We start from the raw sequence: 26,458 nt of genomic DNA, 5'->3' as shown, positions 1-26,458 counted from the left end.
CCCGCTCCAAATGATCTTCCTGGACCCCCTGCCATCGGGAGCAGAGGGTGGAAAAGAGCAGGGTTCTCTCAATTCAACCTTTCCCACGCGGCTGCGGTTGGCGCAGAATGTCCTGCTGCTGATTCAGCGGGTAGACGATCAGCTTTTCTCCGTCCAGATCCTCGCCGTTGAGGTCCACGGCAGTGATCCGGCTGTTGCCATAGGTCTTGTAGTAAAACAGGCCCTCGTCTATGGACATGCACGAGCTGTAGGTGGTGCTGTCCATCCCGCCGTTCGGTAGCGCCACCGTGCCACGCACCATCGCCACACCGTCCAGAATATGGAAGAACTGCGAGACCCGTTCCGCCTCGGTCTCCGCGCCTGCCGCATGGGCTTTCAGGAAGGCGGCCTTGACGAATCTGGAGGGCGGCGAGGCATCCCCCGGCAACCCGTAAGCCCCCTGCCCCTGTCCCAGCGCCGTGAGAGGCAAGCCGTCCCAGGACGTTTCCTCTGGCTGCTCAGCGGTCACGCCCAGATACGTCCGCAGGTTCATCAGGTGCCACGCCGCCGAGGGGTTGTTGGTCAGCAAGCCAATGGGGTCCTCGGTGAGTTGCAGTCCAGCTTCAGTGAATTCAATCACCACCGAGCGTTTGCGGTCTGAGACCAGCCAGTGCAATTCGGCTACCGGCAATCCGTCCATCAGCGACAGCGCCATCAGGTTCAGGCGGGTCAAATCGTCATACGCCTCGTCCACCGTGGCGTAGCGGGAAAGTATCCAGGGAATCAACTCGTAGGCGGCCACGTTGAAATGGCCCTCCTTCTCCTCTGTGGCGTACTTTGCGAAACCGGGAAAGTAGGTGCCCGCCACGCCCAGCCCGCGCTCATTGACAGCCTCGGCGTACAGCGGATAGTCCTGGGCCACTGAACCCATGCCGATCATGGCGTACTTGACGGTTTGCGCAGCCTCCCGCTTGAAAGTCAGGGGATAGCCGCGCGGCGTGATGACCACCTGTTCGCCAAACGAGCGCTCAATATCCATATTTCTGCCGAAGTAGAAGCTGTCGTTCCGAACCCATGACATGGCGGTACACATGGCTGCTCCTGTCTAACAATGCTGAATGCGAGGCGACACAAAGATGGCACTACAGTTATAGATAGACGCCGAATCTATCCGCCGCCCCTCCCGCCGACATGGGAGAGAAGGAAATGTGCGTTCATTTACGATCTACCCACCAGCTCCCATCAGCAGCTACACAGCGAGTCAGCTCTGATCGGCCCTCAGATTCGCCAGATGAAACCTCAGCGCCCCAGTGTGATACGCGGCGTGCGCGACGGCCCCGAAGGCGATTCTCAGGCCATCTGGCGAGAGGGGAAGGTACAGCGCCTCATAGAAGTGCTGACCGGCGCGGGCCAGGGCAACGAGTTCCATTCGCCACGCCTGCGGACTGGCGAAACGCACGGTCCACGCATCGGCCTCGTCCGGGGGCAGGGCGTAGGGGTCTGCCAGTTGGGCGGCGGCCAGTTCCAGTGACTGCCGCAGATGCACGGTGATCTGCGCGGGCGTGGGGCGACCAGGGGCGGCGGGGGCACTGGCCTGAGCTTGTGTAAAAGCGTGGGCGGTTCGCAGGAGTCCCGCCTCGCCCACACTGAACAGACCCACGGCCAGCGGGCCGCCGTCCGGGCCGTACAGCACCTCGCGCAGCATCTCGCGCAGCAGTTCAGGGGTGGACATGCGGATTAGTGTAGGACGCGGAGGACCGGGGGATGGGAACGCCGTAAGCCGTTCGGCCCATGCCTGACAGCGCGGCGCGGCGTTACCCTCGGCCCAATGTCGCCTGACCTCAAGATGCACGCCGACGAAATCCACACCGATGCCGCGCTGGTGCAGAGGCTGCTGGCCGCGCAGTTTCCGCAGTGGGCCGGATTGCCTGTGCGCCGCGTCCAATCGTTTGGCACCGACAACGCGCTGTACCGCCTGGGCGGGAAAATGATGGTGCGGCTGCCCCGCATCGGCTGGGCCGCCGGGCAGGTGGAAAAAGAGCTGGAATGGCTGCCCCGGCTCGCGCCGCGCTTGCCCCTGCGCGTGCCCCAGCCGCTGGCACTAGGTCAACCGGGCGAGGATTATCCGTACACCTGGGGCATTTACCGCTGGCTACCGGGCGAGATGTTGTCATTGTCAGAAATGGCGGCGAGGCCAGAGCTGGCCCGGCAACTGGCCGAATTTGTACTGGCACTCCGAAAACGCGATGAGACTGACGCGCCGCGTGCAAAAAATCCAGCCCCCGAACTTCACGAACTGGACCCGCATGTTCGGGCCGCCATTCAAGCCTCGGCGGAGTTGCTGGATGCTGCAACGCGGGCGCAGATCACCGCCGTCTGGGATGAGGCTATAAAACTCCCCGGCTGGACGACTGCCCCCATCTGGGTTCACGGCGACTTGCACAGCAACAACCTCTTGTGGGACGGCGAAGGCCTGACCGCCGTGCTGGATTTCGCGTCGCTGGAACTCGGTGACCCGGCCATTGACCTGATGCCCGCCTGGAATGCGCTGGGTACGAAAGGCCGCCGCATCTACCGCGAGGTTTTGCAACCGGATGACGCCACCTGGGAACGCGGACGGGCCAGAGCGCTGGCAAAAGCCCTGTTCGCGCTGCCGTACTACCAGCACACCAACCCGGAAATCATGGAGCGGAGCTGGTACACGGTTCAGGAAGTATTGGCAGACACGTGGTAAGCCACCATGCCGATGCGCCCGCCCCTGCCTCTCCTCTATTGTGCATCCACGATGATCAAGATCTGAAACCTGCGCGGGTTCTCCGCCCTCTGAATCCATAGCCATCTGAAGGCATTGCACACCATTGCAAATGCGCCTGGGCGCTATTCTGAGGCCAATGACAGAACCCTGGAGCCACCCGCCGCGCGAACGATGTTCGGGCCTGGCGACGCTGAGCTATCGGTTTTGGGCTGTTCCTACAACCCACACCCCACCTCCCACAACCCAAAAAAGGATGTGACTTCACATAGATAAAGTTCTTGGAAATGTTTCTGGCCTGCGCCCCGCACAACTGAAATCACTGGGCAACCTGTACCGCCGCCGCGTGGAGCCGGGCCGCGTGGGTTCTCCCGAACTGGCCCGCACGCTGGCCGAACTGGCGCACGAGATTCGCCGCGAGGTCAGCGTCCTGATTGATCGCCGGGGACGCATCTTGAGCGTGTCCGTGGCCGACGCCAAGGCCGCCGAACTCCCGGCCATCCGTGCAGGCGAGAACCGGCTGGCGGGCTATCACCTGCTGCACGCGCATCCCAAGGGCGGGCCGCTGAGCAAGGGTGACCTCTCCGCGCTGTTTTTGAATCGGCTGGACGCAGTTTCGGCCATTGACGCGAAGAATGAGGGACAGCCCGGCCCGATTTACACCGCGCACCTGACCCCGCCCGGCACGATGGGCGAGGAAGAGGACTGGCGCATCCTGCCGCCCGTGCCGATCTTCCAGATTGATGATTTTGATCTGGGCGCACAGGTGTCGGCGCTGGAGGAAGAAATTGCCCGCGCCGCGCGCACCCGCGAGTCCAAGAAGGACCATGAACGGGCGCTGCTGGTGCAGGTGGACCAGGGCGAATTTGACGCCGAGGAACGGCTGGACGAACTGGTAGAACTGGCCCGCACCGCTGGGGCCGAGGTGGTGTATAAGGAACTGATCTTCCGCCGCAACCTGAAGGCCGGAACCCTGGTGGGCGCGGGCAAGCTGGAAGAGTTGACCAGCAAGGCGTATCACCTGGACGCCGATCTGCTGATCTTCGGGCAGGAACTGGGCGCGGCGCAGGCCCGCGAGATTGAGGCCGCGACGGGCCTGAAGGTCATTGACCGCACGCAACTGATTCTGGACATCTTCGCGCTGCACGCGCAGGGGGTGGAATCGCGCCTTCAAGTGGAGCTGGCGCAACTGCGTTACATGAAGCCCCGGCTGCTGGGCGCGGGCGCAAAACTCTCGCGCATCGGCGGGGGCGGGGGCAGCGCAGGGGCGGGCGCGATTGGCACGCGTGGTCCCGGTGAAACCAAGCTGGAGCTGGACCGCCGCCGCATCAATGACCGCCTGAGCTTTCTGGAAAAACAACTGGAAGGCGGATCGCTACGCCGCGAGGAACGCCGCAAGAGCCGGGAACGCAACGCTATTCCGGTGGTGTCCATCGTGGGGTACACCAACGCGGGCAAGTCCACGCTGCTGAACTCCTTCACGCACGCCACCGATGCCCCCCGGCGCGTGCTGGCCGCCAACAAGCTGTTCGCCACGTTGCGGCCCACCAGCCGTCAGGGCTTCATTGAGGGGATTGGCCCGGTCATCTTCACCGACACCGTGGGCTTTATCCGCGATCTGCCCAAGGATCTGACCCGCGCCTTCCGGGCCACGCTGGAAGAAATCGGCGACGCCGACGTGCTGCTGCATGTGGTGGACGCGGCCAGCCCCGGCGCGGACACCCGCCTGAGTTCTGTCAACCGCATTCTGGAAGACCTGGGCTTCCTGGAGATGCCCACAGTGGTGGCCCTGAACAAGGCCGACGCTGCCGAGCCGGACCTGCTGGCGCGTGCGATAGACCGCATGGACGGCGTCCCAGTCAGTGCGCTGAAAAATACCGGCATTCCTGAACTCAAGGAAGCGCTGGCCGACGCGATTGGACAGGTGCAGCGCCAGGAAATGGCACAGCGTGAAGAGGCGAAGGAAGTGGCAGCCCAGTACCGCTGAAGCATTCGGAGGAAAGGGAGGCGTGGGCGTTTGCTCCCGCCTCTTTTTCTTGCCCTCAAGACTTTGGACTGACGCCACCTCTCACCCGGATGTGACAGGCTCTGTCCCGATGTTTCGTTCGCGCCTCGCCTGGGTTTATCTGCTATTCGTCGTGCTGATCTGGGGGCTGGGCGAGTTCGTCGGGGAAAGGACGCTGCCCACGCTGCTGCTGGCCTACGCACCTGCCGTGCTGTGGCTGCTGCCCGCGCCCTTTGTATTGCTGTGGGCGGCACTGCGAAAACGCGGTTTTGCCGTGGCATTAGCTGGGGCGCTGCTGGCCGCGTGGGGTGCGGGCTTTTTACACTGGACGCCCCAGCAGAATGGAGGACTGCGGGTGCTGGACTACAACGTCAACAGCGGCTACAAATCCACGCCGGAGCGTCTGGCCGCCGTCCTCAAAAACGCCGACGCCGACATCATCCTGTTGCAGGAATCCAACTTCCAGCCTCCCGGCTATATGGAAGCGCTGAAGGCGGCCCTGCCCGGCTATGCGCTGCGCTCTGCGGTGGAGGTCATGACCCTGACGCGCCTGCCCGTCCTCTCATCGGAGACGGTGGACCTGCCCGGAAACCAGCGTGAAGTGCTGCTGACGCGCTTGCAATGGCGCGGGCAGCCGCTGAGCGTGGTGAATGCCCACCTGGGCACGGTGCAGGTGATGGACGCGCTGGCCGGGGACATGGCGTACCTGCAAGTCGCCCGTGACCGCCGCACGGCACAGGCACAGGTACTGAACGGGATCGCCTCTCAAAGTTCTGGCCGGCTGCTGCTGGGCGGCGATCTGAACACCCCACCACGCGGATTGATGTACCGTCAGTTGCAACAGGCATTCGGCCCGGATGCTTTTGCCCAGGCCGGACGCGGCCCCGGCTGGACCTTTCTCAGCCTGCGCGTGAGGATCGACCACCAGATGGCGCGTGGGTTGACGCCAACACGCGCCACTGTTCTGCCTGCGGAGGAAAGCGATCATCTGCCGCTGGTGGTGGAGTACCGGGAGGGAGACCCGAAATAACCAGCGCGCCTCCCCTGCCCCTTTACTTCCCGGCCAGCTTCAGAATCCGCCCGCTGCCGTATTCGGCCACGTAGACCTCGCCCGCCTCGTCCTCGCCGAAGGTGCTGGGGTTGTCCACCTTGCCCAGCGCTGCCTTGTCCCAGCTCTTGCCCCCGGTGGGCGCGGCCCAGACCGTGCCGGTGGCGAAATCGGCAAACACGTACTGGCCTTTCAGCGCAGGAATAGCCTTGCCCCGGTAGACGTAACCGCCCGTGATGCTCTGGCCCTCCGTGCGTCCGTACACCAGCATCGGGTCCACGAAGCCCTTGTCGGCGCAGCCCTTCTCGTAACACACCTGCCCCTCGCGCACACGCCAGCCGTAGTTCTCGCCACCCTTGCTGCTGGCGGGCTGAAAGTCCACTTCCTCGAAGCTGTTCTGGCCCACGTCCGCGATCACCAGACCGCCACCGTCCCGGTCAAAGCTGAAGCGCCAGGGGTTGCGGAGGCCATACGCCCAGATGTTGGGATTGGCCCCCGCACGGCTGGCAAATGGGTTTCCGGCGGCGGGCTTGGCCGCGTCACCCGACACGTCAAAACGCAGCAGCTTGCCCAGCGGACTGCCCAGATTCTGCGCGTTGTTCTTCGGATCGCCGCCGCTGCCGCCGTCGCCCAGACCCAGATACAGAAAGCCGTCCGGGCCGAAGGCGATCTGTCCACCGTTATGGTTGCTGTAAGGCTGCTTGGCCGTAAACAGCGTTCTGGCGCTGCCTGCCTCGGCACGGCTGAAATCGGGGGTGGCGGTGTAGCGGGCCAGCAAAGTATCACCGTTCAGATCGCTGTAATGCACGTAGAGGCGGCGGTTGGATTTGTATTCGGGGTCAAAGGCCAGCCCGATCAGGCCGCGCTCCCCGCCCGCCCGCGTCAGCTTCTGAAGGTCCAGAAAGAGGCTGTCCCGGACCTTGCCGTTCTCTATCAGGCGCACGCGCCCGTCCTGCTGCGCGGCGTATATGCGGCCCGAACCGTCCCCGGCGTGGGTCAGGGCGGTCACCTGTTTCAGACCATTGACGAACGGCTGGAAAGTGACGGCAGGCGCGGCCTGCGCGGAGGCCAGCAGCGCCGCAACGCTCCAGGCCAGCAGAAAACGGGAGTTGGGTTTAGACATGATCCAGTCTGACCCAGCCGCCACAGACCCGACTGTGATCCCTGACGCGCAGGCGTGAAGACGCCTTTACCTCTATCTGCCCTGCTGCACGGGATGAACCGACAGAATCGGGCGTATTCCAAACCTGGAGGTAACCCATGACCGGACCCTATGACCGTCCCCCCGCCCCGGCGACCGAACCCACCGACGTTCCCCGTCCCATGCCCGAGCGCATGCCCGGCGAAAATGGGACAGGCCCCATCATCGATCCACCTGTGAATCCCGACCTACCCGGAATGCCGGTTCCTCAGCCCACCGATAACCCGGACACGCCCGGCTTGCCCAGCCCGATGCCCATGCCCGCGATGTAGAGCAGGCAGCAGAAGAGGAGCCACCCCGAAATATGGGGTGGCTCTTCTTTTGCGCCGACTACTTCTTCAGGAAGTCCAGCAGCGCCGCATTCACCTCGTCCGGGAAGGTCCAGAGGACGTTGTGCGGGCCGCCCTTGATGACCACGTATTCACTGTCCTTGATCAACTCTGGCAGGCGTGCGCCCGTGGAGTCGATGGGCAGCACGCGGTCCGCGTCGCCGTGGACGATCAGGGTGGGCACATCGATCTTCGCCACGTCCGGGCGGAAGTCTTCGAGCCAGGTCGCCACACATTCCAGCGTGGCCGTGGCCGAGGCGCGGGCCGCGACATTCCAACTGGCGCGCACCGCCTCGTCGCTGATGCGGCTGCCGCTCAGTACGTCGGTATTGTAGAAATTCTTGAAGAAGTCCGTCAGGTACGCGAAACGGTCCTTGCGGATGGCATCCTCGATTCCGGTGAAGACACTGCGGTCCACACCTTCGGGGTTGTCGTCGGTCTTGAGCAGGAAGGGTGGGATGGAGCCGATCAGCACCGCTTTGGCAACGCGCGCCGAGCCGTACTTGCCCAGGTAACGCGTGACCTCCCCGGTTCCCATCGAGAAGCCCGCCAGCACCACGTTTTTCAGATCCAGATATTCAAGCAGGGTATTGAGATCGGCGGTGAAGGTATCGTAGTCGTAGCCCGCAGACGGCTGGCTGGACTGGCCGAAGCCCCGGCGGTCATAGGTGATGACGCGGTAGCCCGCCGCGAGCAGGGCCGTCTCCTGCCGCTCCCAGGAGTGACCGTTGAGGGGATAGCCGTGAATCAGGACGACGGGCTGGCCTGCGCCGTGGTCCTCGAAATAAAGCTGGATGGGCTGGTTGTTTTCCTGGCCGACAGTGATATGGGGCATATGAATCTCCTTTGATGACCGTCAGCCTAATGGGGCGCGAATGGCGGTGATGAAGGGAACATACACGGGCCTTACAATTTAACGTCGAGCCAAGTCAGAGCGTCTGACCGTTCTCCTTCAGCCAGCGCCGATGCATCTGCCACCCCGGCATGACGCGGGCCACATGCGCCCAGTAACGCGGCGAGTGGTTCATCTCCAGCAGGTGCGCGGCCTCGTGCAGGGCGACGTAATGCAGCACCTCCAACGGGGCGCGGGACAGCTTCCAGTGCAGGCGGATATCGCCCCGGCTGCTGCAACTGCCCCAGCGTGTGGTGGTCTTGCTGACCCGCACCGTACCCAGTCGATCCCCCGCGCCCAGCACTTGAGCGTAATACCTGAGCAGAGCGGTGTAGGGGGGTAGGCAGGCCGCCCGCACCCACTCTTCCAGCGCCTGTTCCGGGATTTCGACAGGCAAAAAGAGATCATTCTCCACGCGCAACGGTGTCTTGTCGCTCCAGACCAGCCGCAGTGTCAGCAGCTCACCCAGAAAGAGAAAAGGTGCGCCGTCCGTGTATTCCTGACGCCCTGTCCGGCACGCTGCTGACGGACGGGCTGCATACCGCATCAGATGGTGTTCCACCCACTCCCGCCGTGAGTCCAGAAAGTCCTCGAGAAAGGCCACGGGCACATGCACAGGCGCATGGATGGTCACTGCGCCGTCCCGCACCTGCAAGGCCACAGTGCGCCGCCGCAGGCTGCGCTTGACGGTCACGGGGACGCCGGAAATGGTCCACTGCGTTGGCAATTGCGCTGACATCCCCATCAGGAAAGCGCATCTGGGCGGGCGGCGGGGCGAGGCGGTTCACTTTCCCATGAAAAAAGAGGTGGGCACGGGTCTCGCAACTCCGCGCCCACCTCTGTCTGCTGCCGTTTACAACTGGTTGTAATTCTGGTTAAAGGTGTCGCACTTGTTGGGATCGCCGGTCTGGAAGCCGGTGGTAAACCACTTGATGCGCTGCTGGCTGCTGCCGTGCGTGAAGGAGTCGGGGACCACGCGGCCCGCCCCCTGGCGTTGCAGGTTGTCGTCACCGATGGCCTGCGCGGTGTTGATGGCGTTCTGCACGTCGGCCTGCGTAATTTTGGCCTGATCCTTGACGCGGTTGCCCCACACGCCCGCGAAGCAGTCGGCCTGCAACTCCAGACGCACGCTGGCCTGATTGGCCTGGGCCTCGCTGCGGGCGCTGCGTTGCTCGCGCTCCACCTGATCGGCGATGCCCAGCTCGTTCTGGACGTGGTGACCGACTTCATGGGCCACGACGTAGGAATACGCGAAGTCGCCACCGCCGCCCAGTTGACGCTGCATCGTGGAAAAGAAATTGGTGTCGATGTAGACCTTGTTGTCCAGCGGGCAGTAGAACGGCCCCGAAGCGCTGCTGGCCACACCACAGCCGCCCTGCGTGCCGCGCGTGTACAGCACCAGCCGCGCGGGGGTGTAGGTGCGCCCGGCCTGCTTGAAAATGCCGCCCCAGACCCCATTGGTGCTGGTCATGATTCGGTCCATGAATTGATAGCTCTCGTCGGTGGCCGCGCTGCTCTGGCTCTGGGCCTGTGCCTGCGATTGAGTCTGCGTCTGGGTCTGGGTCTGGCCGCCGTCCCCACCGCCCAGAATCGCGCCGGGATCAATACCGAAGAACATGGCCACCAGAGCGATGATCAGCCCGCCAATGCCGCCGATGGCAATCCCGCCGCCGGGCACGCCACCCCCACCCCGCCGGTCCTCGATGCCGCCGCCGCCGCTGGGAAGATTTTTCCAGTCCATAGTCGTCTCTCCTTGGGTGCCGGGCCAGCGCTGCTGCGGCCCTTCCATGCTGTGATTCGAGCCGTATTGTAGGCCGCGCGCGCAGAGCAGGGGCTGACGCGATCTTTAGGCAGAGGGGGACCGGAGAAAACTGATCCTCAGCGCACCACACGCCCAGCCCGCACCGCGCACACACGCACCTGCTGACCCTCGGCGTGCAGCGCCTGACCCGTGTCGTGAAGCTGCACCTCCTGCTGTCCCAGCGCCAGGGTGTAGGTCACGGCATGGCCCTTGAACTCGCGGGCCAACACGGTAGCCTCGATACCAGACCCGTCCGTGGTGAAGGCCAGATGCTCGGGGCGCACGCTGACCATTGCCGGGCCATCGGGGGCTGCCTCGCCCTCCAGTGCAATGTTGCCCAGCACGGTATGGGCCACCCCCGCCTGCACGGTGCCGGACAGCAAGTTGCTGCGGCCCAGGAAGGAGGCCACGAACGCCGTGCGCGGGCGCGCGTAGACCTCCTGCGGGGTGCCGATCTGCTCAAGCTGCCCGGCGCGCATCAGGGCAATGCGGTCACTGAAAGCCAGCGCTTCCTCCTGATCGTGCGTGACCAGGATGGCCGCCACGCCGCTGCGGCGCAGGATGGCGCGCACCTCCTGGCGGGTGGAGTGGCGCAGTTGCGCGTCCAGGTTAGAAAACGGCTCGTCCAGCAGCAGCAGCCGGGGGCGCGGGGCCAGGGCGCGGGCCAGGGCGACGCGCTGCTGTTGCCCGCCCGAAAGCTGATGCGGCATCCGCGACTCGAAGACGGTCAGGCCCACCAGAGACAGCGTTTCGCGGGCGCGGGGCAGCCGCTGGGCACGCGGCAGGCGGTTCAGGCCGAACAGCACGTTGCCCAGCACGCTCAGGTGCGGAAACAGCGCGTAGTCCTGAAACACCAGGCCCACGCCCCGGCGTTCGGGCGGTTGCGGGGGCGCGGTCATGTTGCGTCCGTCGATCCACACCGCGCCGCCGTCCGGCTCCTCCAGCCCGGCGATCAGGCGCAGGGTGGTGGTCTTGCCGCAGCCACTCGGCCCCAGCAGGGTGAGGAGTTCCCCTGGAGCAACCTGCAAATCCAACCTGTCCACCAATGGGGACAGGCCAGCGGCAGCGCGGCCCTGCGGGTGGAAATACTTGACCAGTCCCCTGAGTTCCAGCGCGAGTGGGGCGGAGAGTTGAGTGTCAGCCCCACCTGACTCCGGCGTTTGCCTGTCCATAACCGTCATTCAGTCCTCCTCATTCCCGTTCCCGCCGTAAAATTAACCCAGTCAGCACGGCCCCCACCGCTGCCAGAGCCAGCGCATAGGGTGCGGCGCTGGCGTACTGCGCTTCCTCGGTGTAGGACCAGACGTTGCGGGCCAGCGTCTCGAAGCCAATGGGCGACAGCAGCAGCGTCAGCGGCAATTCCTTGAGAACGCTCAGGAACACGAAGGACGCGCTGACCAGCAGCCCCGGCCCCAGCAGCGGCAGCGTGACCCGCCGCAGCGCCCCGCCGCGCGACACGCCCAGCACGCGGGCGGCTTCCTCCAGCCGGGGCGTGGCCCTCACCAGCCCGCTGCGAATGGGGCCGATGGCCTCGGCCACAAAATGCAGCGTGTAGGCGATGATCAGCAGGGGCAGCGTCTGGTACAGCGGCGGCGCGGCGCGCAGGACGAAGAAAATCAGCGCCAGCGCGAAGGCCAGCGGCGGCGTGGCGTAGCCCAGGTACGCGGCCCGCTCGATGATGCGCGGCCAGCGCCCGCTGAATCGGCTGCCGATCACGGCCAGCGGCAGGGCCAGAGCAGTGGTGGTCAGGGCCGCCAGCGCCGCCGCCCCCAGCGCGGACCTCAGCGCATCCAGCAGGCTGGGCCACGCGAACGGGCTGTTCTCCAGCCCCAGCCAGTACAGCATCGTGCCCAGTGGCAGCACCAGCGTCATGACCGCCAGCACGGCCACAAAGAGCCAAGCCAGCGGGCGCAATCGGCCCAGTTTGACGGTGCCGGGTTTGCGCGCGGTAGCAGGCGACACCCGCGAAAGAAACACGCCCCGCATGAACCGCGCCTCCAGCCACAGCGCCGCCCCGGTCAGCAGCAGCAGCAGCAACGCCAGCCACGCCGAATACACCCGGTCATATGCCGCCGTGTATTGCTGATAGATGGCCGCGCTGAAGGTGGGGTAGCGCATCAGGCTCACCACGCTGAAATCGCCCAGGGTGTGCAGACCGATCAACAGCCCCCCCGACAGCCACGCCGGACGCAGGTGCGGCACCGTGACCTGCCAGAACGTCTGCCAGCGGGTGCGGCCCAGCAATCGGGCGGCGTCCTCCAGCGCCGGGTCCTGCGTCCGCAGCGCGGCGTGCAGGTTCAGGAACAGATACGGAAAGGTGAACAGCGTCAGCACCAGCAATGCGCCCCAGAAGCCACTCGGCCCCGGCAGGCGCAACCCGGTCAGCGTGTCGATGGCCCCGCCCGCGCCGCCTGCCGCGATAAACGCGTAGGCCCCCACGTACCCCGGAATCGCCAATGGCAGCACGCCCAGCAGCGTGAGCAATCGACGGGGGCGCAGGTCCGTCCGCGCCGCCAGGAAGGCCAGCGGCAGCGCCACCAGCGTGGTGGTCAGCAGCACCGACGCGCCCAGCAGCAACGTGTTTCCCGCCAGCACCAGATTGCGCGTGCGGAACACGATCTCGCGCAGCTCGCCCGGCTCAGCCCCCAGGGCGCGCAACACCAGATAGGACAGCGGCACCAGCACGCCCAGCACGGTCAGCAGGGCGGGCAGCAATAGGAATGGGGGCAGTCTTCGGGTCATAGGCGGGGTGGCACCGGGCCAGCCAAGTGACTTTAACAGACCGGATTAGTCGGGATTGTCCCATGAGAGGAAAGGAGGCTATCCAAATGGGCTTGCTCGAAATCGCAGGGCGTGATGCTGTCAACTGAAGAAAGTCACGTCACCCGTTGCCGCCACGCCAACCACGACAGAACCACCAGCACCACTGGAGCGGCGATCAGGATGCCGTTGCTCAGGCCCTGCGAGATCTGGGCCTTGACTGAAATTCCGGTCTGCGGATCGGGCGGGGGCAACATCATCCCCAGCAGCGCGTCTACCCCTATACCAACGGCGATCAGCAGCAGGACGGCGGCCACACCCAGGCCCAGGCTGACCCAGACCGGTTCCAGACCCGCGTAGCGCAGCAACCGGGGCAGGGCCAGCACCGCCCCGGCCAGCAGACCCATCACCAGATACACCGCGCCGAAACTGCGCTCCAGGCTGCCGCCCGTGAACAGAATGCTGCCCAGCACGACGAGCAGCGCCACGAACGCCAGCACCGCCACGCCCCGCGCCAGGGTCAGCGGCAGAGCAGTCACCATCAGCAAGACCGCCACCGACACGCCCGCACCCAGCAGCAACCCCAGGATTCCCATACCGCAGTGGAGCATAAAAAAGCCCCGCGCCAGCGAGAACTGGAACGGGGTCGAATCGGAAGCCGGGGGTTATACGGATTCCGTCTGTTTCGCGCAGAAATCGGGACAGTGCCGATTTCTGCACTCCACGCCCGGAACCCGTTTTGTCCTTCTCGCTGTCTTGTCCAGAACAGCGCCCATGAGGACGCTTGGACGCCCGCTCGGATTTCCAGGTGTTTTCAACACCTTTCAATCGGAGTCCGTATTACAGCAGGCCAGCGTCCCGCAGCAGCTTCTGCGCCTTCTCGATGTTCTTGGGCAGGGCGGCGGGATCGATCTTGGGGCCGCGCTTGCTCACCTCTTCAAAGGGGCGCATGGTGGTGGGTTGCAGGATGTTGCCGATCACCGGGTATTCAAAGTTGACGCTCAGGAAGAAGGTCTGCGCGTCCTTGCTCACCAGATAGCTCAGGAAGCGGGTGGCAGCGGCCACGTTCTTCCCCGTCTTCAGGAGGCCCGCGCCCGTGGCATTGCCGAGGTTGCCGATGTCGCCGTTCTTGAAGAAGTAGGTGTCGATGGGGTAGTTCAGGCGGTTGACGCGCTGGATGTAGTAGTGGTTGGTCAGGCCCACGTCGATCTCGCCGGAGCGCATGGCTTCCAGCATACCCACGTTGCTGGTCTTGTAATCTTTGGGTTGCAGCGCCTTCATGCCTTCCAGCCACTGCTTGGTGGTGGCCTCGCCGTGCTGGGCGATCATGCCCGCCAGGAAATCCTGGAAGCTGGGGTAGGAAACGGTCCAGCCGATGCGGCCCTTGAGCGCCGTCATCTTGGGCAGGTCCAGCACGCTGGCCGGAAGCTGTTCGGGCTTGATCTTATCGGTGTTGTAGGCCAACGTGCGGAAGCGGACGGTGGTGGGCAGCCACGCGCGATCTGCGGGCAGGTAGTCCGGCGAGACGTTGCGCGTCAATGAAGTGCCCAGCTTGACGAATTTGCCCTCGCTCGCCAGTTCGCCCAGCGCGCCCACCGAGTTGCCCCAGAACACGTCGGCAGGGCTGCGGCTGCCCTCTTCCCGCAGGGCAGCCACCAGTTGCGCGTCGTTGCCGTAGCGCACGTTGACCTTGATCCCGGTCTGCTTCTCGAACTGCTGGACGATGGGTTCCACGAAGGTCTTGCCACGCCCGGAATACAGCGTGATAGACCCGGCGGACTGGGCCAGGATGGTCCCGGTGAGCAGCAGGGCGATGGTGGCGGTGATTGCGTTTCGCATGTCGCTAATCCTAAGTAAACCACTCGGGATAGTGAGGTATAAATGTCCCGACAGCGAGAAGGGTTATGTCTGCGCGCAACCTCAGCCTTGCATCATCATGCCTCCAACCAATGCTCAGTGACCCACCGATCTGCGCCGCCATACCAGCCCAATGGCCGCCAGCAACGCCAGCGGAGCGGCGAGACCCATGATCACAGGCATGGGAAGCACGAGGTCAAAGAGAACCGACCAGACGTTGCGCGTCTCCAGAATTGCAGTTCTCCGACTCTGAAGGATAGCCAGCGACAGCCAGTCCACAAAAGTAATGACGGCCAGCAGAAGCAGCATGGCGGCCTGTCCCAGACCCAGCGCCAGCCAGATCGGCTCCCGACCCCAGAACCGCAAGAGATGGGGCACAGCGAGGCACACACCCACCCCGACGTACAGGACAAAGATGTGCCAGTCGGTTTGTCGCTGGATCGCCGCTGATCCCATTGTGAGCGCTCATGGAGATCAGCCAGGGCACGCCTGGAACGATCAGCAGTGGCAACCACTTCGCACACCGGAGCGGCAGCGCCAGAACAAACAGCACAAGCGTGAATGTTGATCCCCAGCCCCAGCAGGTCCACCACATCCCGGAAAGCCACACCTCAGTTGACTACACGGCCTCTGCCCCGTGGCTGGACGACGAGATCTAGCGTTCTTCCAGCGCCAGTTCCACCAGACGGGTCACCAGTTCACTGTAGCCCAGGCCCGCCGCCTCGAACAGCTTGGGGTACATGCTGGTCTGGGTAAAACCGGGCATGGTGTTGACCTCGTTCAGGACCAGTTCACCGCTTTCTTCCAGGTAAAAGAAGTCCACACGGGCCAGTCCGGCGCAGTCCAGCGCACGGAAGGCGGTCAGCGCCAGTTCGCGCACGCGCCGGGCCACATCCTCGGGAATCGGGGCGGGGATGTGGACCTCGGCCCGGCCCTCGGTGTATTTGGTCTCATAGTCGTAGAACTCGGAGGCGAAACGCAATTCACCCACTGGACTGGCGATGGGAGCGTCGTTGCCCAGCACGCCCACCTCCAGCTCACGCGGTCTGCTGGCGGTCATGGCCTCCAAGATCACGCGGCGGTCCAGGCTGAAAGCCAGATCCAGCGCGGCATCCAGCTCTTCCGGGCCATGCACCTTGCTGATGCCCACGCTGGACCCCAGGTTGGCGGGTTTGACGAACAGCGGAAAGCCCAGCTCGGCAGCCCGCGCCCGCACGCCGTCCTGATCGGTACTCCACTCGCGGCGCACGGCCAGCCGCCACGCCACCTGCGGAATCCCCGCCGAGGCCAGCACCTGCTTGGTCATCACCTTGTCCATGCTGACCGCCGATCCCAGCACGCCACTGCCCACGAACGGAATGCCCGCCAGCGTCAGCAGGCCCTGCACCGTGCCGTCCTCGCCCATCGGGCCGTGCAGCAGCGGGAACACGGCGTCATAGCCCTCGGCACTGGCGACGCGGTGCAGCACCAGATCGCCGCCTGTGGCCGCCACGCCATTTTCCAGCGCCTGCCGGGTGTCGGTGGGCGGCAGCCAGCGCCCCTGCTTGCTGATCGCCACAGGGGTCACATCAAATTGATCACGGGGCAGGGCCGCCAGGACGCTGCGGGCACTCATCAGGCTGACCTCGTGTTCCCCGGACTGGCCGCCCGCCAGCAGCAGAATGCGCTTCTTCATCGGGGCGCAGTATGTCATGAGAGCAGCGGTGGGCTGAGCAGCGGGTTAGAGGAGGGCGAGGCTTCGCCGTCTAAGGGTCTGAAGGCCAGAAGGAGCGCCGCGTTCTCCGCGTTCCCTTCCCTATTCCTCTACCGCCTGCGCCCCGATCCGCCCGCCAATATCGCGCCGCATCTGCGCCCCCGCAAAGTCCACCTGGTCTGCCAGCGCATAGGCCCGCGCCAGGGCAGTGTTCAATGTCGGGGCGACGGCAGTGACGGCCAGCACGCGCCCACCGTTGCTCTGCAATTCGCCGTCTTCCATACGTGTTCCGGCGTGGAAGATGATCTCGCCGTCTCCCACGTCCGGCAGGCCCAGCGGCACACCGCGCACCGGATCGCCGGGATAACCAGGGGCGGCGAGAATGATGACCGCACTGGCCTCGTCGCTGAATTGGACGGTCTGCGGGTCCAGTTTCCCGTTCGCCGCATCCAGACAGTGCTGCGCGAGGTCACTTTGCAGCAGGGGCAGCACCGCCTCGGCCTCGGGGTCACCGAAACGGGCGTTGAATTCCACCACCTTCGGGCCGTCCGGCGTGAGCATCAGCCCGGCATACAGGACGCCCTGGAAGAGCAGTCCCTCAGCGCGCATTCCGGCCAGGGTGGGGGCGATGATGCGCGTCTTGATGACCTCCAGATCAGTGGCTGAGAGCGGAAAGGGGCAGATGACGCCCATGCCGCCGGTCATCGGTCCCGTGTCGCCCGCGTAAATGGTCTTGTGGTCCTGGCTGGGCGGAGTCAGGGCAAAGTGTTCGCCATCGGTCAGCGCCAGCACCGAGACTTCCTGCCCGGTCATGAAGTCCTCAATGACGGCGCAGGCGTCCGGGGCGCTGAAAATGTCTCGCAGAGCTGCCTCAGCCTCGGCCTGAGACTGGGCAATCGTGACGCCCTTGCCGGCCCGCAACGCCGCGTCCTTGATGACGGTGGGCATGGACTGACTGTCCAGATGCGCCAGCGCCCCCTCCAGCTCCGTAAAAGTGGCGTGCTGGGCGGTGGGAATCCCATGCCTGAGCATGAACGCCTTGCTCCAGCCCTTGTCGCCCTCCAGACGGCTGGCGGCCCGCGTGGGGCCAAAAGCGGGAATACCCAGCGCCGTACACGCGTCTACCACGCCCGCTGCCAGATACGCCTCCGGGCCGACAACCACCACGTCAGCAGACTCGCGCACGGCCAGTTCGGCCAGCGATTCAGCGTCCTGGAAGCTGTCCAGAATGCGGGCCAGCGCGGCGATACCGGGATTGCCCGGTGTACACAGCACCGTATGTCCCTGCCGCGCGCAGGTGTGGACGATGGCGTGTTCGCGCCCACCGCCGCCGATCACCAGGACTCTCACGGGTTGCGAACCGCTTTTTTCTGCCAGTAGCGCATCAGCCCCTGCACGCTCATCCACGGCGGGCAGGCGAAGTCATAGCGGGCGGGCAGGTCCTCGCCCTCGGCCAGCAACTCCTGCATCAGCACTTTGGTGTATGCCTCGGAAATGGCTTCAAACTCCTGCCCTGTTTCCATTCCAGCGCGAATACGTTCGGCGTCCAGTTCCATCTTTTCCAGCAGGCCGTCCCAGTGGGCGTCCTCGTGGGCATAGCTGCCGAAATGGGCCAGATGCAGGGTCTGGGCGTCCCGCTGACGCAACGTGGCAACGCTGTCCCGCCAGACCTCCAGATTGATGTCCGGCGGCGGCGTGGGCGCACGCGCGGTCTGGTGGGTGTCCAGCCGCACGCCGCCGACATCACCAACAAAGAGATCGGGGCCGACGTGGTAGGCCAGATGGTGAACCGCGTGGCCGGGCGTGTACAGGGCGTCCACACTGACGTTGCCGATCTGGAGCGTCTCGCCGCCCGCCAGCACGGTCATTTTCTCGGCGGGGATGGGCAGCATCTCGCCCCACAGGCGGTCCATCGCGTCGCCGTAGATCTGGGTGGCACTGGCCACCAGCCGTTCCGGGCTGGCCAGATGCTTCGCGCCGCGCTCGTGGACGTACACGCGCGCTTCCGGCACCCGCGAGAGTATCGTTCCGGCGGCCCCGGCGTGGTCAAAGTGAATGTGCGTGAGCAGCAAATGGCGCACATCGTCCAGCCCGGCTCCCAGCGCCTCCAGCCCGGCACTCAGCGCGGGCAATGTACTCGTGGGTCCGGTATCCACCACCGCCAGCCCATCCCCGGTGTCCAGAATGTATGACGCGATCACGCCGGGGGTGTCCTGAAAGTTCAGATCAACCAGATTCACGCCGTTCATGCTGCGCCCGAAACGCGTGCCACGGCCAGCAGGGCGGCGGCGGCGAACTGCACGAGGGCCACGGTCCGCAGCGCCCCCGCGTTCGGCGCACCCTTGAGCGGTCCCATGCTGAGCATCAGGATAAATGTCGCGCTGAGCAGGATGAACCCGCAGAAAAGCCAGAGAGCCATGCCCAACAGGATACGGGGTGGACGGTGCAGGAGGAACAGACGACGGTGAAAAGCTGGCTTGCGCTTACCTTTCGGGCATGGTCAGCGCGATCAGGGCGTCCCAGTCATCGGGCTGCTGCGTGTCGTCCAGCGCGGCGCGGTTGCGGCCTGTGAAGCCGCACTTCGCGCACTGGTGAACGATGATCCAGCCCTTCTTGCCGCTCTGCTCCGCGCCCACAGGAACCAGCAGGCCGTGGCAGGTGCTGGCGCGGTCACCGGGCAGCACATCCACATGCAGGCTGTGCAGGCACACGGGGCAGTGGTTGCGGACGCTGCCGTTGGTCAGCGGCAGAACCTCTGCGCCGCAGTTCTGGCAGGTAAAGGCGTTGTTGGTGCCCTGCACGGTAAAACGGCGGCTGGCAACGTCGGTCACGCCTTTCGCCTCATGGCACGCTGCCGCGCCTCCCAGCGGGAATCCAGAAACGCGCGGATCACGGCGGTGCCCACCAGCGCCGTGCCCAGCAGCAAGAACACCAGCCCCGCGCCGCTGACGATCCAGCCCTGCCACGCCACCGACCCGGCCAGCATGCCCACCACAAAGATCACCAGGCCCGCCAGCATGCACATCCCCACGGTCAGCCGCCACGCCCACACGCTGCCGCGCCAGACATTGAACAGCAGCGCGGCGGTGGCCACGGCGTACAGCAGATCGCGCCCCCAGCCTTCCGTCTGCCCCTGCACCAGCCCAGCCACAAAGGGCGTCACCGACACCATGAAAATGCCGACCAGGACCGCCAGCGTGGGCGTGCGCCCGGCCTCGGCCTGCCGGGGATCAAAGGGAGAGGAGGCAGACATCAGGCCCCTATTTCAACACGTCCGGGGCGGGACAATTGGAGTGGGCATCGCCTCCCCTGGCGCGACGTCCTTTCCAGATGCGGGGAAATGGTTCATGGGTCAGAGGGAGATGACGCGGATCGTTCCCTATCATCCCAACTTAAACCCTCAATAAACTTGACATGACCGCACTCAAGTTTCAGAATAGGGACAGATTGAACGTCCTGTCCTACTTCTATTCCACTGCCTATTCCCCGGAGGTTACCGCTTGAATCCCGAACGCTTTACCGAGGCGAGTGCCACCGCCATCAACGCCGCCCAGCAACTCGCGCAGGGAAGTGGGCACCAGACCCTGACCGTGGCCCATGTGCTGCGAACCCTGACTGACAACGACCCCGCCGCCCGCGCCATCACCGGGGCGGGGGGCGATATCCCTCAAATCCGCAATGCTTTAGATACCGAGCTGGATAAGCTGCCGCGCGTGCAGGGCGGCGGTGAACAGCTTTACCTCGATCCGGCGCTGAGCCGTGCGTTTGCAAAAGCCGACACCATCGCGGAGCAGTTTGGGGACAGTTTCGTGGCCGCCGACGCGCTGCTGCTGGCCCTGCGCGGCGAATCCAGGCTGAAAGAGCTGCCAAAAGAAGCCGAACTCAACCGCGCCATTTCGGGGGCGCGCAAAGGAAAAACCGTGACCAACAAATCCAGTGAAAGCCAGTTCGACGCGCTGAACAAATACGGCACCGATCTGACCCAGCGCGCGCGCGACGGCAAATTCGATCCAGTGATTGGCCGCGACGAGGAAATCCGCCGCGCCATGCAGATTCTGCTGCGGCGCACCAAGAACAACCCGGTGCTGATCGGTGAACCGGGGGTGGGCAAGACCGCCATCGCCGAGGGCCTCGCCATCCGCGTGGTCAGCGGCGACGTGCCGGAGGGCCTGAAGAACAAGCGCATCGTCAGCCTGGAAATGGGCAGCCTGCTGGCCGGGGCCAAATACCGGGGCGAGTTCGAGGAACGGCTGAAGGGCGTCATAGACGAGGTAGTGGCCTCTGCGGGCGAGATCATTCTGTTCGTGGACGAACTGCACACGATTGTGGGCGCGGGCAAGACCGAGGGCAGCCCCGACGCCGGGAACATGCTCAAGCCCGCGCTGGCACGCGGCGAACTGCACCTGATCGGCGCGACGACGCTGGACGAGTACCGCCAGATCGAGAAGGATTCGGCACTGGAACGCCGTTTTCAGCCGGTGATGGTCAACGAGCCGAGCGTGGAAGACACCATCAGCATCCTGCGCGGCATCAAGGAGCGCTATCAGGTCCACCACAACGTGGAAATCACCGACCCGGCGCTGGTGGCTGCCGCCACCCTCAGCGAGCGCTACATCACGGACCGGCAGTTGCCCGACAAGGCCATCGACCTGATCGACGAAGCGGCGGCCCGACTGCGCATGGCGCTGGAGAGCAGCCCGGAGCGCATCGATCAACTGTCGCGCCGCAAGCTGCAACTGGAAATCGAGCGCGAGGCCCTCAAGCGCGAGAAGGATCAGGACTCGCAGAACCGCCTGCTGGACATCGAGGACAGCCTCAAGGCGATTACCGACGAGTTGACCGAAGTGCGCGGGCGCTGGGAGGCCGAGCGCGGCGAGGTGGCCGCCCTGCGCGAGAAGCGCGAGACGCTGGACACCGTTCGCACCGACATCGAACGGGCCAAGCGCGACTACGATCTGCAACGCGCCGCCGAACTGGAATACGGCCAACTGCCGCAGCTTGAAAAGGATGTGCAGGATCTGGAGAAGAAGCTCAAGGGCGCGGAATTTGCCCACATGGAAGTGACCGAGGAGGACATAGCCGCCGTGGTCAGCCGCTGGACGGGCATTCCGGTGACCAAACTATTGGAAGGCGAGCGCGAGAAGCTGCTGCATCTGGAAGACCAGCTCCACAACCGCGTGATCGGTCAGGACCGTGCCATTACCAGCGTGGCCGACACCATCCGCCGGGCGCGCGCGGGCCTGAATGACCCGAACCGTCCGCTGGGCAGCTTCATGTTCCTGGGGCCAACCGGGGTGGGCAAAACCGAGCTGGCCAAGGCGCTGGCCGAGTACCTGTTCGACAGCCAGGACGCGATGGTGCGCCTGGACATGTCCGAGTACATGGAAAAGCACACGGTTGCGCGCCTGATCGGAGCGCCTCCCGGCTACGTGGGTTACGAGGAGGGCGGGCAGCTCACCGAGGCCGTGCGCCGCCGCCCCTACAGCGTGCTGTTGCTGGACGAGATCGAGAAGGCGCACCCGGACGTGTTCAACGTGCTGCTGCAAGTGCTGGACGATGGCCGCCTGACCGACGGGCAGGGCCGCACGGTGGACTTCCGCAACACGCTGATCGTGCTGACCAGCAACGTGGGCAGCCCCCTGATCCTGGAAATGCAGGCCAACGGCGACGACGCCAGCGAGATCCGTGACGCCGTGCTGGGCGAATTGCAGGCCCAGTTCCGCCCGGAATTTCTGAACCGTGTGGACGACATCATCGTGTTCGACGCGCTGACGCAGGCTGATCTGCACCGCATCGTGGACATCCAGTTGGGCGGTCTGAGGAGGCGTCTGGCCGAACGCCGCGTGACCCTGCATGTGGACGACGCCGCCAAGGACAAGCTGGCGCAGATCGGCTATGACCCGGCCTTTGGCGCACGCCCCCTGAAGCGCGCCATCGCCCGCGAGATCGAGACGCCGCTGGCCCGCGAAATTTTGCAGGGCAACGTGCCGGACAACAGCGTGCTGAACGTGGAGTATGTGGACGGGCACTTCCAGTTCGGGACAGGCGTTCTGAACTGAATACGTCCAGTCTCGGACGATAAGGCATCAAGCCATTCCTGAAATCGAGAAGCCGCACTGGAGGACATCCCCCCAGGCGGCTTTTTGCTGTCCCTCCAGCTCACAGCAAACTGATGTCCAGCCGCTTTTCCAGCACCTGCCGGGCCAGTTGATGCAGGCTGCGCGGATCGTATTCGCCCAGCTCCAGCTTTTGCAGCAGCGCCACCGACAGCCCGGCCTCACGCGCCAGCTCTTCCTGCGAGAAGCCCAGGAGCTGCCGCCGAGCGCGAACCACCAGTGCGCCGGGAAAGGGGGGCGAGGTCATACGCCATGATGCGCCGTCGCGGCCAGGAATGCGATACTCCCCGCATGGACGTTCTCGCGCTGTACCGACAGGCCGGGGCCTACCACGAGGGGCATTTTCTCCTTGCCAGTGGCCGCCACAGCCCTAAATTCCTGCAAAGCACCACCGTGCTGCAATACCCGCACCTGACCGAGCAGATCGCCGCCGCGCTGGCCGAAAAGCTGACCGATGCGGGCCTTCAGGCTGGCCTGATCATCGGCCCGGCAATGGGCGGTGTAGTCCTAGCCTATGAGGTGGCCCGGCATTACGGCGGCGAGGACGTGCGCGCCATCTTTGCCGAGAAAGACGGGAAAGGCGGCATGAAAATCCGGGAGGCGTTCACGATTGCGCCGGGCGAGGCGTTTATCGCCGTGGAAGACGTGCTGACCACCGGGGGCAGCGTGCTGAAAGCCGTGCGCGCCGCCGAGGCTGCCGGGGGAAGATGCGCCGCGATTGCCTGCATCGTGGACCGCCGCGCCGTGGAAGGCCCGCTGGAAGGCTATCCGCTGGTCTCGCTGACCCGTCTGGTCTTCGACACCTACCCGCCGGATGACGTGCCGGAGTGGCTGGCACAGATTCCGTTGCAGGAAATCTAGCGTTCAGCCAGGCGAACGTTCTCCCGCTAGCGCTCCAAGTCGATCTTTACGCCGTCTGCCGTCTCGTAACGCACGACGCCCAGGCCCGGCACAAAATACGTGGTCTGGGCGCTGATCTGCCCCCCCGCGTTGGTCTCGGTGCGGATACTGAACGCGTTGTATTTGCGGCCCGCGCCGTTGATGGCCGCTATCCCGGTGACAGCGCTGACGGACTTCAGCGTGCCCTTGCCGCTGGACCAGCGCTGGCCCGGCGTGAGCGGCGCGGGCGGATAAACATTGAGCGGCGCGGCATACCAGCCCAGCCGCCCGCCCGCGTTCACGCCGCGCAGCCAAACGCTGCCGTCCGGGCGGTATTCCAGCAGGTCCTGCGTGAAGGTCTTGCCCCCGAACTGGTGGCTGACTGGCACCACCCGCACGCCCCGGTAGGTCACGGCTGGCCCCACCACCTGCGTCTCGCCGTTGCTGTAGGTCCAGTGGGTGCCAGGCTTGCTAGGGTAATAATCGGGATAAGCATTGCCCTGCGCGGCGGCCCAGGCCAGAGCGCCCAGCAGCAGCGCAGGCAGAAGACGAAAGGCGGTCTGGTGGGCAGGCATCTGAGGATCAGCTTAGAGCGCGGACCTTGACGGTGTTCTGACGCGGGCGGAAGCGAGCCGTCCGCCTCCACTGTCCTATTCCTGATCCAGTCCCAGTTCGGTGCTGCGGCGGGTGGCCTCGATCACCGCCTGCATCAGGCCGCCGCGCACGCCCGCCGCTTCCAGGGCGGCCAGCCCGGCGATGGTGGTGCCGCCCGGCGAGGCCACCTCGTCCTTGAGCATGCCGGGGTGGGCGCGGCGTTGCAGCAGTTCGCCGCTGGCCACCAGCAACTTGGCCGCCAGCTCGTTGGCCAGCACGCGCGGCAGGCCCATGCGGACACCGCCATCGGCCAGCGCCTCGGCCACCACGGCGGCGTAGGCGGGGCCAGAGGCACTCATGCCCGTAAAGGCGTTGAACAGGTGTTCGGGCAGATCGTAGGCGTCGCCCACCGCCCCGAACAGGTGGTGCGCGAAGGCCAGATCACCCGCGTCGGCGGCCTCCTGCGGCCCGGTGATGGCGGTCTGCGACAGCCCGATGGTGGCCGCCAGATTGGGCATCACGCGCACCACCCGCTGCGTGCCCAGCCGCCGCGCCAGACTGGCCACGCTGACCCCGGCCATCGTGCTGATGTACCCGGCGTTCTCCTGCGCCAGCCACTCGCTGGTCTCCGGGAACACGCGCGGTTGCAGGCTCACCAGAATGCGCTGGGCATCTCGTAGGTCCGCGTGTTCGATCACCCGCGCCCCAGTCCGCGCGGCGATCTCCTGCACCCGCGCCATGTTGGCATCAATCAGGCCGATCTGCGTGGGCGCGATCCCGCCGCGCGAGGTCACACCTTCGAGCAGGGCCAGCCCCAGTTTTCCGACGCCGACGATGGCAAGTTCCATGCGCGGCAGTATAGGGGGGAGGCGCTGGGGCGCGGTTCAAGCGTCTAACCACTGGAAGTCTGAATGGATGAAGGCCGCGCGGCAGTTGGATGCTGAGGCGCTGTTCTCTCTTCCCCTCTCCTGGCAAAGCTGGCCGGACAAGGCGGGCGGCAGGACAGTCCCCGTCTTCAGCATGGAGACCTTCAGACCTTTAGACTCCTGCCCATGCTGGTCTACCACCTGCCCGGAACTTTTGAAACGCGCGAGGCGCACCTGGATTTACTGTGGGAGGCGGGCGCGACGGGTCTGGAGGAACGCGCCGGGCTGATCCGCGCCTACTTCGACGCCCGCACAGACTTAGATGCCGAGATCGCGGACGGCGAATGGCGAGACGAGGCCGAGCAGGACTGGCAGGCCCAGTTCAAGGCCACGCTGAAACCCGTGCGCGCGGGCCGCGTGACCATCGTGCCGCCGTGGCTGCGGGATGAGGTGGAGGCCGGGCAGACGGCGCTGATCATCGAGCCGGGCATGGCCTTCGGGACCGGGCACCACGCCACGACGCGCATGGCGGTGGAGGCGCTGTCCGCTCTGGATTTGACGGGCAGGCGCGTGCTGGACGTGGGCACGGGCAGCGGCGTGCTGGCCATCGCGGCGGCGCTGCTGGGCGCGGATCACGCCACCGGGCTGGACATCGATCCACTGACCATTCCCATCGCCATCGAGAACGCAGAAATCAATGGGGTGCCGCCGGGCCGCGTGGCCTTCGCAGAGGGCAGCCTGGGCCTGGGCGACGAATCCGACGAGACTTTCGATGTGCTGGTGGCCAACCTCTACGCCGAGTTGCACGATCTGCTGGCGGGTGAATATGCCGCCGCGCTGCGCCCCGGTTCCCCGCTGATCCTGACCGGCATCCTGACGGGCAAACTGGACCTCGTGCGCGCCGCGCTGGACCGCGAGGGCTTCGGCGGCGTCACCGTGCGCGAGGACGGCGAGTGGGTGCTGGTCACGGCCACGTCACCGCAGGCATGACCGACACGCGTATCCGTGTCCAGGAACTAACTCCGCAGATGACGCTGGGACCGCGCGAGGCCCGCCATCTGCACGTCCTGCGGCTGAGGGTGGGCGACGTGCTGCGCGTCTTCGACGGCCAGGGTGCGGAGGCTGGGGCCGAGATCATGGAACTGGAAGCGGGCCATGCCGTGCTGATCCTGGGTGCAGCGGTCAGTGGCGCGGCGGAAACCCCGTTTCCCCTGACGCTGGCGGTGGCGCTCCTGAAGGGCGACAAGCTCTCGGACGTGGTGCGCGCCGCCACCGAACTGGGCGTGGCACGGGTGCAACTGCTGGTCACCGCCCGCGCCGACGCCCGCGAGATCGGCGCGCAGAAGCTGATGCGTTTGCAGAGGGTGGCCGAGGAAGCCAGCAAGCAGTCCCGCCGCGCGGTGGTGCCCGAAGTCCTCACGCCCATCGCGCTGGCGGATTTTTGCTGGGACGGTCAGCTTTTCGTGGCCCAGCCGGGTTCAGCCGGACGGATCATGAATCTGCTGGACTGGTCCGCGCCCGTGAACGTCCTGACCGGCCCGGAAGGTGGCCTGACCGACGCCGAGGTGGCTGGACTCATTGAGCGCGGCGCATACGAGGTCACGCTGGGGCCACGCATCCTGCGGGCGGAAACGGCCCCAGTGGCGCTGCTGGGCGCGATTGCGGCGGCAGGCGAATAAGTTTTAG

The 26,458-nt window shown here is 65.3% G+C and carries 29 protein-coding genes; 9 read left to right on the top strand and 20 right to left on the bottom strand.

Annotation, left to right across the window (positions count from 1 at the left end; genetic code table 11):
* Nucleotides 1-73: 73 nt before the first annotated feature.
* Nucleotides 74-1,060, bottom strand: a complete 987-nt coding sequence (gene bsh / locus BOO71_RS01530) for a choloylglycine hydrolase (RefSeq protein ID WP_217694831.1) — start codon at nucleotides 1,058-1,060, stop codon at nucleotides 74-76.
* A gap of 180 nt (nucleotides 1,061-1,240) precedes the next feature.
* Nucleotides 1,241-1,711: a hypothetical protein gene (locus BOO71_RS01525; protein WP_075830234.1), complete on the bottom strand. Its 471-nt coding sequence runs from the start codon at nucleotides 1,709-1,711 to the stop codon at nucleotides 1,241-1,243.
* A gap of 96 nt (nucleotides 1,712-1,807) precedes the next feature.
* Here BOO71_RS01525 and BOO71_RS01520 point away from each other — a divergent pair, with 96 nt between their 5' ends.
* The 3 genes from BOO71_RS01520 to BOO71_RS01510 all read left to right on the top strand — a co-directional run bounded on the left by BOO71_RS01520 (nucleotide 1,808) and on the right by BOO71_RS01510 (nucleotide 5,766).
* Nucleotides 1,808-2,713 (top strand): aminoglycoside phosphotransferase family protein, encoded by a 906-nt coding sequence (locus BOO71_RS01520; RefSeq protein ID WP_083652834.1) that lies wholly within the window; start codon nucleotides 1,808-1,810, stop codon nucleotides 2,711-2,713.
* 286 nt (nucleotides 2,714-2,999) lie between these two features.
* Nucleotides 3,000-4,718: a GTPase HflX gene (gene hflX / locus BOO71_RS01515; protein WP_075830233.1), complete on the top strand. Its 1,719-nt coding sequence runs from the start codon at nucleotides 3,000-3,002 to the stop codon at nucleotides 4,716-4,718.
* A 109-nt stretch (nucleotides 4,719-4,827) separates the two neighbouring features.
* Nucleotides 4,828-5,766, top strand: coding sequence for an endonuclease/exonuclease/phosphatase family protein (locus BOO71_RS01510; protein WP_075830232.1), 939 nt, complete (start codon nucleotides 4,828-4,830; stop codon nucleotides 5,764-5,766).
* A 22-nt stretch (nucleotides 5,767-5,788) separates the two neighbouring features.
* Here BOO71_RS01510 and BOO71_RS01505 read toward each other — a convergent pair whose 3' ends face one another.
* A complete protein-coding gene (locus BOO71_RS01505) occupies nucleotides 5,789-6,907 on the bottom strand; it encodes a PQQ-dependent sugar dehydrogenase (RefSeq protein ID WP_075830231.1) in 1,119 nt (372 codons plus the stop codon).
* A 137-nt stretch (nucleotides 6,908-7,044) separates the two neighbouring features.
* Here BOO71_RS01505 and BOO71_RS01500 point away from each other — a divergent pair, with 137 nt between their 5' ends.
* Complete coding sequence (locus BOO71_RS01500) at nucleotides 7,045-7,257, top strand: hypothetical protein (RefSeq protein WP_075830230.1); 213 nt, start codon at nucleotides 7,045-7,047, stop codon at nucleotides 7,255-7,257.
* Between the two features lie 58 nt (nucleotides 7,258-7,315).
* On the opposite strand, the gene BOO71_RS01495 is transcribed toward BOO71_RS01500, so the two are convergent.
* From BOO71_RS01495 to BOO71_RS01460, 8 genes are all read right to left on the bottom strand, one after another.
* Nucleotides 7,316-8,149: an alpha/beta fold hydrolase gene (locus BOO71_RS01495; RefSeq protein WP_075830229.1), complete on the bottom strand. Its 834-nt coding sequence runs from the start codon at nucleotides 8,147-8,149 to the stop codon at nucleotides 7,316-7,318.
* A gap of 94 nt (nucleotides 8,150-8,243) precedes the next feature.
* Nucleotides 8,244-8,945, bottom strand: coding sequence for a M48 family metallopeptidase (locus BOO71_RS01490; RefSeq protein ID WP_139322674.1), 702 nt, complete (start codon nucleotides 8,943-8,945; stop codon nucleotides 8,244-8,246).
* Nucleotides 8,946-9,059: 114 nt separating this feature from the next.
* A complete protein-coding gene (ypfJ, locus tag BOO71_RS01485) occupies nucleotides 9,060-9,947 on the bottom strand; it encodes a KPN_02809 family neutral zinc metallopeptidase (RefSeq protein ID WP_075830227.1) in 888 nt (295 codons plus the stop codon).
* A 137-nt stretch (nucleotides 9,948-10,084) separates the two neighbouring features.
* Complete coding sequence (locus tag BOO71_RS01480) at nucleotides 10,085-11,188, bottom strand: ABC transporter ATP-binding protein (protein ID WP_439823014.1); 1,104 nt, start codon at nucleotides 11,186-11,188, stop codon at nucleotides 10,085-10,087.
* Nucleotides 11,189-11,198: 10 nt separating this feature from the next.
* Nucleotides 11,199-12,749, bottom strand: a complete 1,551-nt coding sequence (locus BOO71_RS01475; protein WP_075830225.1) for an ABC transporter permease — start codon at nucleotides 12,747-12,749, stop codon at nucleotides 11,199-11,201.
* Nucleotides 12,750-12,883: 134 nt separating this feature from the next.
* The gene (locus BOO71_RS01470; protein ID WP_075830224.1) at nucleotides 12,884-13,363 is read right to left on the bottom strand and encodes a hypothetical protein; all 480 of its coding nucleotides are present in this window, start codon (nucleotides 13,361-13,363) and stop codon (nucleotides 12,884-12,886) included.
* Between the two features lie 244 nt (nucleotides 13,364-13,607).
* Nucleotides 13,608-14,606 carry an iron ABC transporter substrate-binding protein gene (locus BOO71_RS01465; RefSeq protein WP_075830223.1) on the bottom strand — a complete coding sequence of 333 codons (999 nt, stop codon included), beginning with the start codon at nucleotides 14,604-14,606 and terminating at the stop codon, nucleotides 13,608-13,610.
* A 114-nt stretch (nucleotides 14,607-14,720) separates the two neighbouring features.
* Nucleotides 14,721-15,080 (bottom strand): hypothetical protein, encoded by a 360-nt coding sequence (locus BOO71_RS01460; RefSeq protein WP_075830222.1) that lies wholly within the window; start codon nucleotides 15,078-15,080, stop codon nucleotides 14,721-14,723.
* A gap of 11 nt (nucleotides 15,081-15,091) precedes the next feature.
* On the opposite strand from BOO71_RS01460, the gene BOO71_RS01455 reads away from it, so the two are divergent.
* Nucleotides 15,092-15,283 (top strand): hypothetical protein, encoded by a 192-nt coding sequence (locus BOO71_RS01455; RefSeq protein WP_075830221.1) that lies wholly within the window; start codon nucleotides 15,092-15,094, stop codon nucleotides 15,281-15,283.
* Here BOO71_RS01455 and BOO71_RS01450 read toward each other — a convergent pair.
* The 6 genes from BOO71_RS01450 to BOO71_RS01430 all read right to left on the bottom strand — a co-directional run bounded on the left by BOO71_RS01450 (nucleotide 15,280) and on the right by BOO71_RS01430 (nucleotide 19,570).
* Complete coding sequence (locus BOO71_RS01450) at nucleotides 15,280-16,299, bottom strand: D-alanine--D-alanine ligase family protein (protein ID WP_075830220.1); 1,020 nt, start codon at nucleotides 16,297-16,299, stop codon at nucleotides 15,280-15,282. The two genes, BOO71_RS01455 and BOO71_RS01450, sit on opposite strands and share 4 nt — an antisense overlap.
* A 120-nt stretch (nucleotides 16,300-16,419) precedes the next feature.
* A complete protein-coding gene (gene purD / locus BOO71_RS01445) occupies nucleotides 16,420-17,667 on the bottom strand; it encodes a phosphoribosylamine--glycine ligase (RefSeq protein WP_075830219.1) in 1,248 nt (415 codons plus the stop codon).
* The gene (locus BOO71_RS01440; protein ID WP_075830218.1) at nucleotides 17,664-18,566 is read right to left on the bottom strand and encodes an MBL fold metallo-hydrolase; all 903 of its coding nucleotides are present in this window, start codon (nucleotides 18,564-18,566) and stop codon (nucleotides 17,664-17,666) included. Before BOO71_RS01440 ends, purD begins: the two co-directional genes overlap by 4 nt.
* Complete coding sequence (locus BOO71_RS27530) at nucleotides 18,563-18,736, bottom strand: hypothetical protein (RefSeq protein ID WP_175607329.1); 174 nt, start codon at nucleotides 18,734-18,736, stop codon at nucleotides 18,563-18,565. The genes BOO71_RS01440 and BOO71_RS27530 overlap by 4 nt, the downstream gene beginning before the upstream one ends.
* A gap of 64 nt (nucleotides 18,737-18,800) precedes the next feature.
* Nucleotides 18,801-19,148 carry an RNHCP domain-containing protein gene (locus tag BOO71_RS01435; RefSeq protein WP_139322673.1) on the bottom strand — a complete coding sequence of 116 codons (348 nt, stop codon included), beginning with the start codon at nucleotides 19,146-19,148 and terminating at the stop codon, nucleotides 18,801-18,803.
* A complete protein-coding gene (locus BOO71_RS01430) occupies nucleotides 19,145-19,570 on the bottom strand; it encodes a hypothetical protein (protein WP_075830217.1) in 426 nt (141 codons plus the stop codon). Before BOO71_RS01430 ends, BOO71_RS01435 begins: the two co-directional genes overlap by 4 nt.
* Nucleotides 19,571-19,817: 247 nt before the next feature.
* On the opposite strand from BOO71_RS01430, the gene clpB reads away from it, so the two are divergent.
* A complete protein-coding gene (clpB, locus tag BOO71_RS01425; protein ID WP_075830216.1) occupies nucleotides 19,818-22,376 on the top strand; it encodes an ATP-dependent chaperone ClpB in 2,559 nt (852 codons plus the stop codon).
* Between the two features lie 100 nt (nucleotides 22,377-22,476).
* Here the strand turns inward: clpB and BOO71_RS01420 are convergent, their stop codons facing one another.
* Complete coding sequence (locus tag BOO71_RS01420) at nucleotides 22,477-22,680, bottom strand: helix-turn-helix domain-containing protein (RefSeq protein ID WP_075830215.1); 204 nt, start codon at nucleotides 22,678-22,680, stop codon at nucleotides 22,477-22,479.
* Nucleotides 22,681-22,724: 44 nt separating this feature from the next.
* Between BOO71_RS01420 and pyrE the strand changes: the two genes are divergently transcribed.
* On the top strand, nucleotides 22,725-23,294 hold the full coding sequence (pyrE, locus tag BOO71_RS01415) for an orotate phosphoribosyltransferase (RefSeq protein WP_075830214.1): 570 nt from the start codon (nucleotides 22,725-22,727) through the stop codon (nucleotides 23,292-23,294).
* Between the two features lie 26 nt (nucleotides 23,295-23,320).
* On the opposite strand, the gene BOO71_RS01410 is transcribed toward pyrE, so the two are convergent.
* Entirely contained in the window at nucleotides 23,321-23,887 is a 567-nt protein-coding gene (locus BOO71_RS01410; RefSeq protein WP_075830213.1) for a hypothetical protein, read from the bottom strand.
* A 75-nt stretch (nucleotides 23,888-23,962) separates the two neighbouring features.
* Nucleotides 23,963-24,754, bottom strand: a complete 792-nt coding sequence (proC, locus tag BOO71_RS01405; protein ID WP_075830212.1) for a pyrroline-5-carboxylate reductase — start codon at nucleotides 24,752-24,754, stop codon at nucleotides 23,963-23,965.
* Nucleotides 24,755-24,958: 204 nt separating this feature from the next.
* Between proC and BOO71_RS01400 the strand changes: the two genes are divergently transcribed.
* Both BOO71_RS01400 and BOO71_RS01395 read left to right on the top strand, forming a co-directional pair.
* Complete coding sequence (locus tag BOO71_RS01400) at nucleotides 24,959-25,762, top strand: 50S ribosomal protein L11 methyltransferase (RefSeq protein WP_075830211.1); 804 nt, start codon at nucleotides 24,959-24,961, stop codon at nucleotides 25,760-25,762.
* Nucleotides 25,759-26,451: a 16S rRNA (uracil(1498)-N(3))-methyltransferase gene (locus BOO71_RS01395; RefSeq protein ID WP_075830210.1), complete on the top strand. Its 693-nt coding sequence runs from the start codon at nucleotides 25,759-25,761 to the stop codon at nucleotides 26,449-26,451. The genes BOO71_RS01400 and BOO71_RS01395 overlap by 4 nt, the downstream gene beginning before the upstream one ends.
* Nucleotides 26,452-26,458: the final 7 nt, after the last annotated feature.

Source organism: Deinococcus marmoris, assembly GCF_001949125.1.
Taxonomy (GTDB): domain Bacteria; phylum Deinococcota; class Deinococci; order Deinococcales; family Deinococcaceae; genus Deinococcus; species Deinococcus marmoris_A.
Note: the sequence above shows the minus strand (reverse complement) of the source record. Positions and strands in the feature narration are given on the sequence as shown.

Bases quoted from the DNA above. Each gene is read 5' to 3' on its own strand.
- bsh (WP_217694831.1), bottom strand. From the start codon at position 1,060: ATGTCATGGGTTCGGAACGACAGCTTCTACTTCGGCAGAAATATGGAT.
- BOO71_RS01525 (WP_075830234.1), bottom strand. From the start codon at position 1,711: ATGTCCACCCCTGAACTGCTGCGCGAGATGCTGCGCGAGGTGCTGTAC.
- BOO71_RS01520 (WP_083652834.1), top strand. From the start codon at position 1,808: ATGTCGCCTGACCTCAAGATGCACGCCGACGAAATCCACACCGATGCC.
- BOO71_RS01510 (WP_075830232.1), top strand. From the start codon at position 4,828: ATGTTTCGTTCGCGCCTCGCCTGGGTTTATCTGCTATTCGTCGTGCTG.
- BOO71_RS01505 (WP_075830231.1), bottom strand. From the start codon at position 6,907: ATGTCTAAACCCAACTCCCGTTTTCTGCTGGCCTGGAGCGTTGCGGCG.
- BOO71_RS01500 (WP_075830230.1), top strand. From the start codon at position 7,045: ATGACCGGACCCTATGACCGTCCCCCCGCCCCGGCGACCGAACCCACC.
- BOO71_RS01495 (WP_075830229.1), bottom strand. From the start codon at position 8,149: ATGCCCCATATCACTGTCGGCCAGGAAAACAACCAGCCCATCCAGCTT.
- BOO71_RS01490 (WP_139322674.1), bottom strand. From the start codon at position 8,945: ATGTCAGCGCAATTGCCAACGCAGTGGACCATTTCCGGCGTCCCCGTG.
- ypfJ (WP_075830227.1), bottom strand. From the start codon at position 9,947: ATGGACTGGAAAAATCTTCCCAGCGGCGGCGGCGGCATCGAGGACCGG.
- BOO71_RS01480 (WP_439823014.1), bottom strand. From the start codon at position 11,188: ATGACGGTTATGGACAGGCAAACGCCGGAGTCAGGTGGGGCTGACACT.
- BOO71_RS01475 (WP_075830225.1), bottom strand. From the start codon at position 12,749: ATGACCCGAAGACTGCCCCCATTCCTATTGCTGCCCGCCCTGCTGACC.
- BOO71_RS01470 (WP_075830224.1), bottom strand. From the start codon at position 13,363: ATGGGAATCCTGGGGTTGCTGCTGGGTGCGGGCGTGTCGGTGGCGGTC.
- BOO71_RS01465 (WP_075830223.1), bottom strand. From the start codon at position 14,606: ATGCGAAACGCAATCACCGCCACCATCGCCCTGCTGCTCACCGGGACC.
- BOO71_RS01460 (WP_075830222.1), bottom strand. From the start codon at position 15,080: ATGGGATCAGCGGCGATCCAGCGACAAACCGACTGGCACATCTTTGTC.
- BOO71_RS01455 (WP_075830221.1), top strand. From the start codon at position 15,092: ATGGAGATCAGCCAGGGCACGCCTGGAACGATCAGCAGTGGCAACCAC.
- BOO71_RS01450 (WP_075830220.1), bottom strand. From the start codon at position 16,299: ATGAAGAAGCGCATTCTGCTGCTGGCGGGCGGCCAGTCCGGGGAACAC.
- BOO71_RS01440 (WP_075830218.1), bottom strand. From the start codon at position 18,566: ATGAACGGCGTGAATCTGGTTGATCTGAACTTTCAGGACACCCCCGGC.
- BOO71_RS27530 (WP_175607329.1), bottom strand. From the start codon at position 18,736: ATGGCTCTCTGGCTTTTCTGCGGGTTCATCCTGCTCAGCGCGACATTT.
- BOO71_RS01430 (WP_075830217.1), bottom strand. From the start codon at position 19,570: ATGTCTGCCTCCTCTCCCTTTGATCCCCGGCAGGCCGAGGCCGGGCGC.
- BOO71_RS01420 (WP_075830215.1), bottom strand. From the start codon at position 22,680: ATGACCTCGCCCCCCTTTCCCGGCGCACTGGTGGTTCGCGCTCGGCGG.
- pyrE (WP_075830214.1), top strand. From the start codon at position 22,725: ATGGACGTTCTCGCGCTGTACCGACAGGCCGGGGCCTACCACGAGGGG.
- BOO71_RS01410 (WP_075830213.1), bottom strand. From the start codon at position 23,887: ATGCCTGCCCACCAGACCGCCTTTCGTCTTCTGCCTGCGCTGCTGCTG.
- proC (WP_075830212.1), bottom strand. From the start codon at position 24,754: ATGGAACTTGCCATCGTCGGCGTCGGAAAACTGGGGCTGGCCCTGCTC.
- BOO71_RS01400 (WP_075830211.1), top strand. From the start codon at position 24,959: ATGCTGGTCTACCACCTGCCCGGAACTTTTGAAACGCGCGAGGCGCAC.
- BOO71_RS01395 (WP_075830210.1), top strand. From the start codon at position 25,759: ATGACCGACACGCGTATCCGTGTCCAGGAACTAACTCCGCAGATGACG.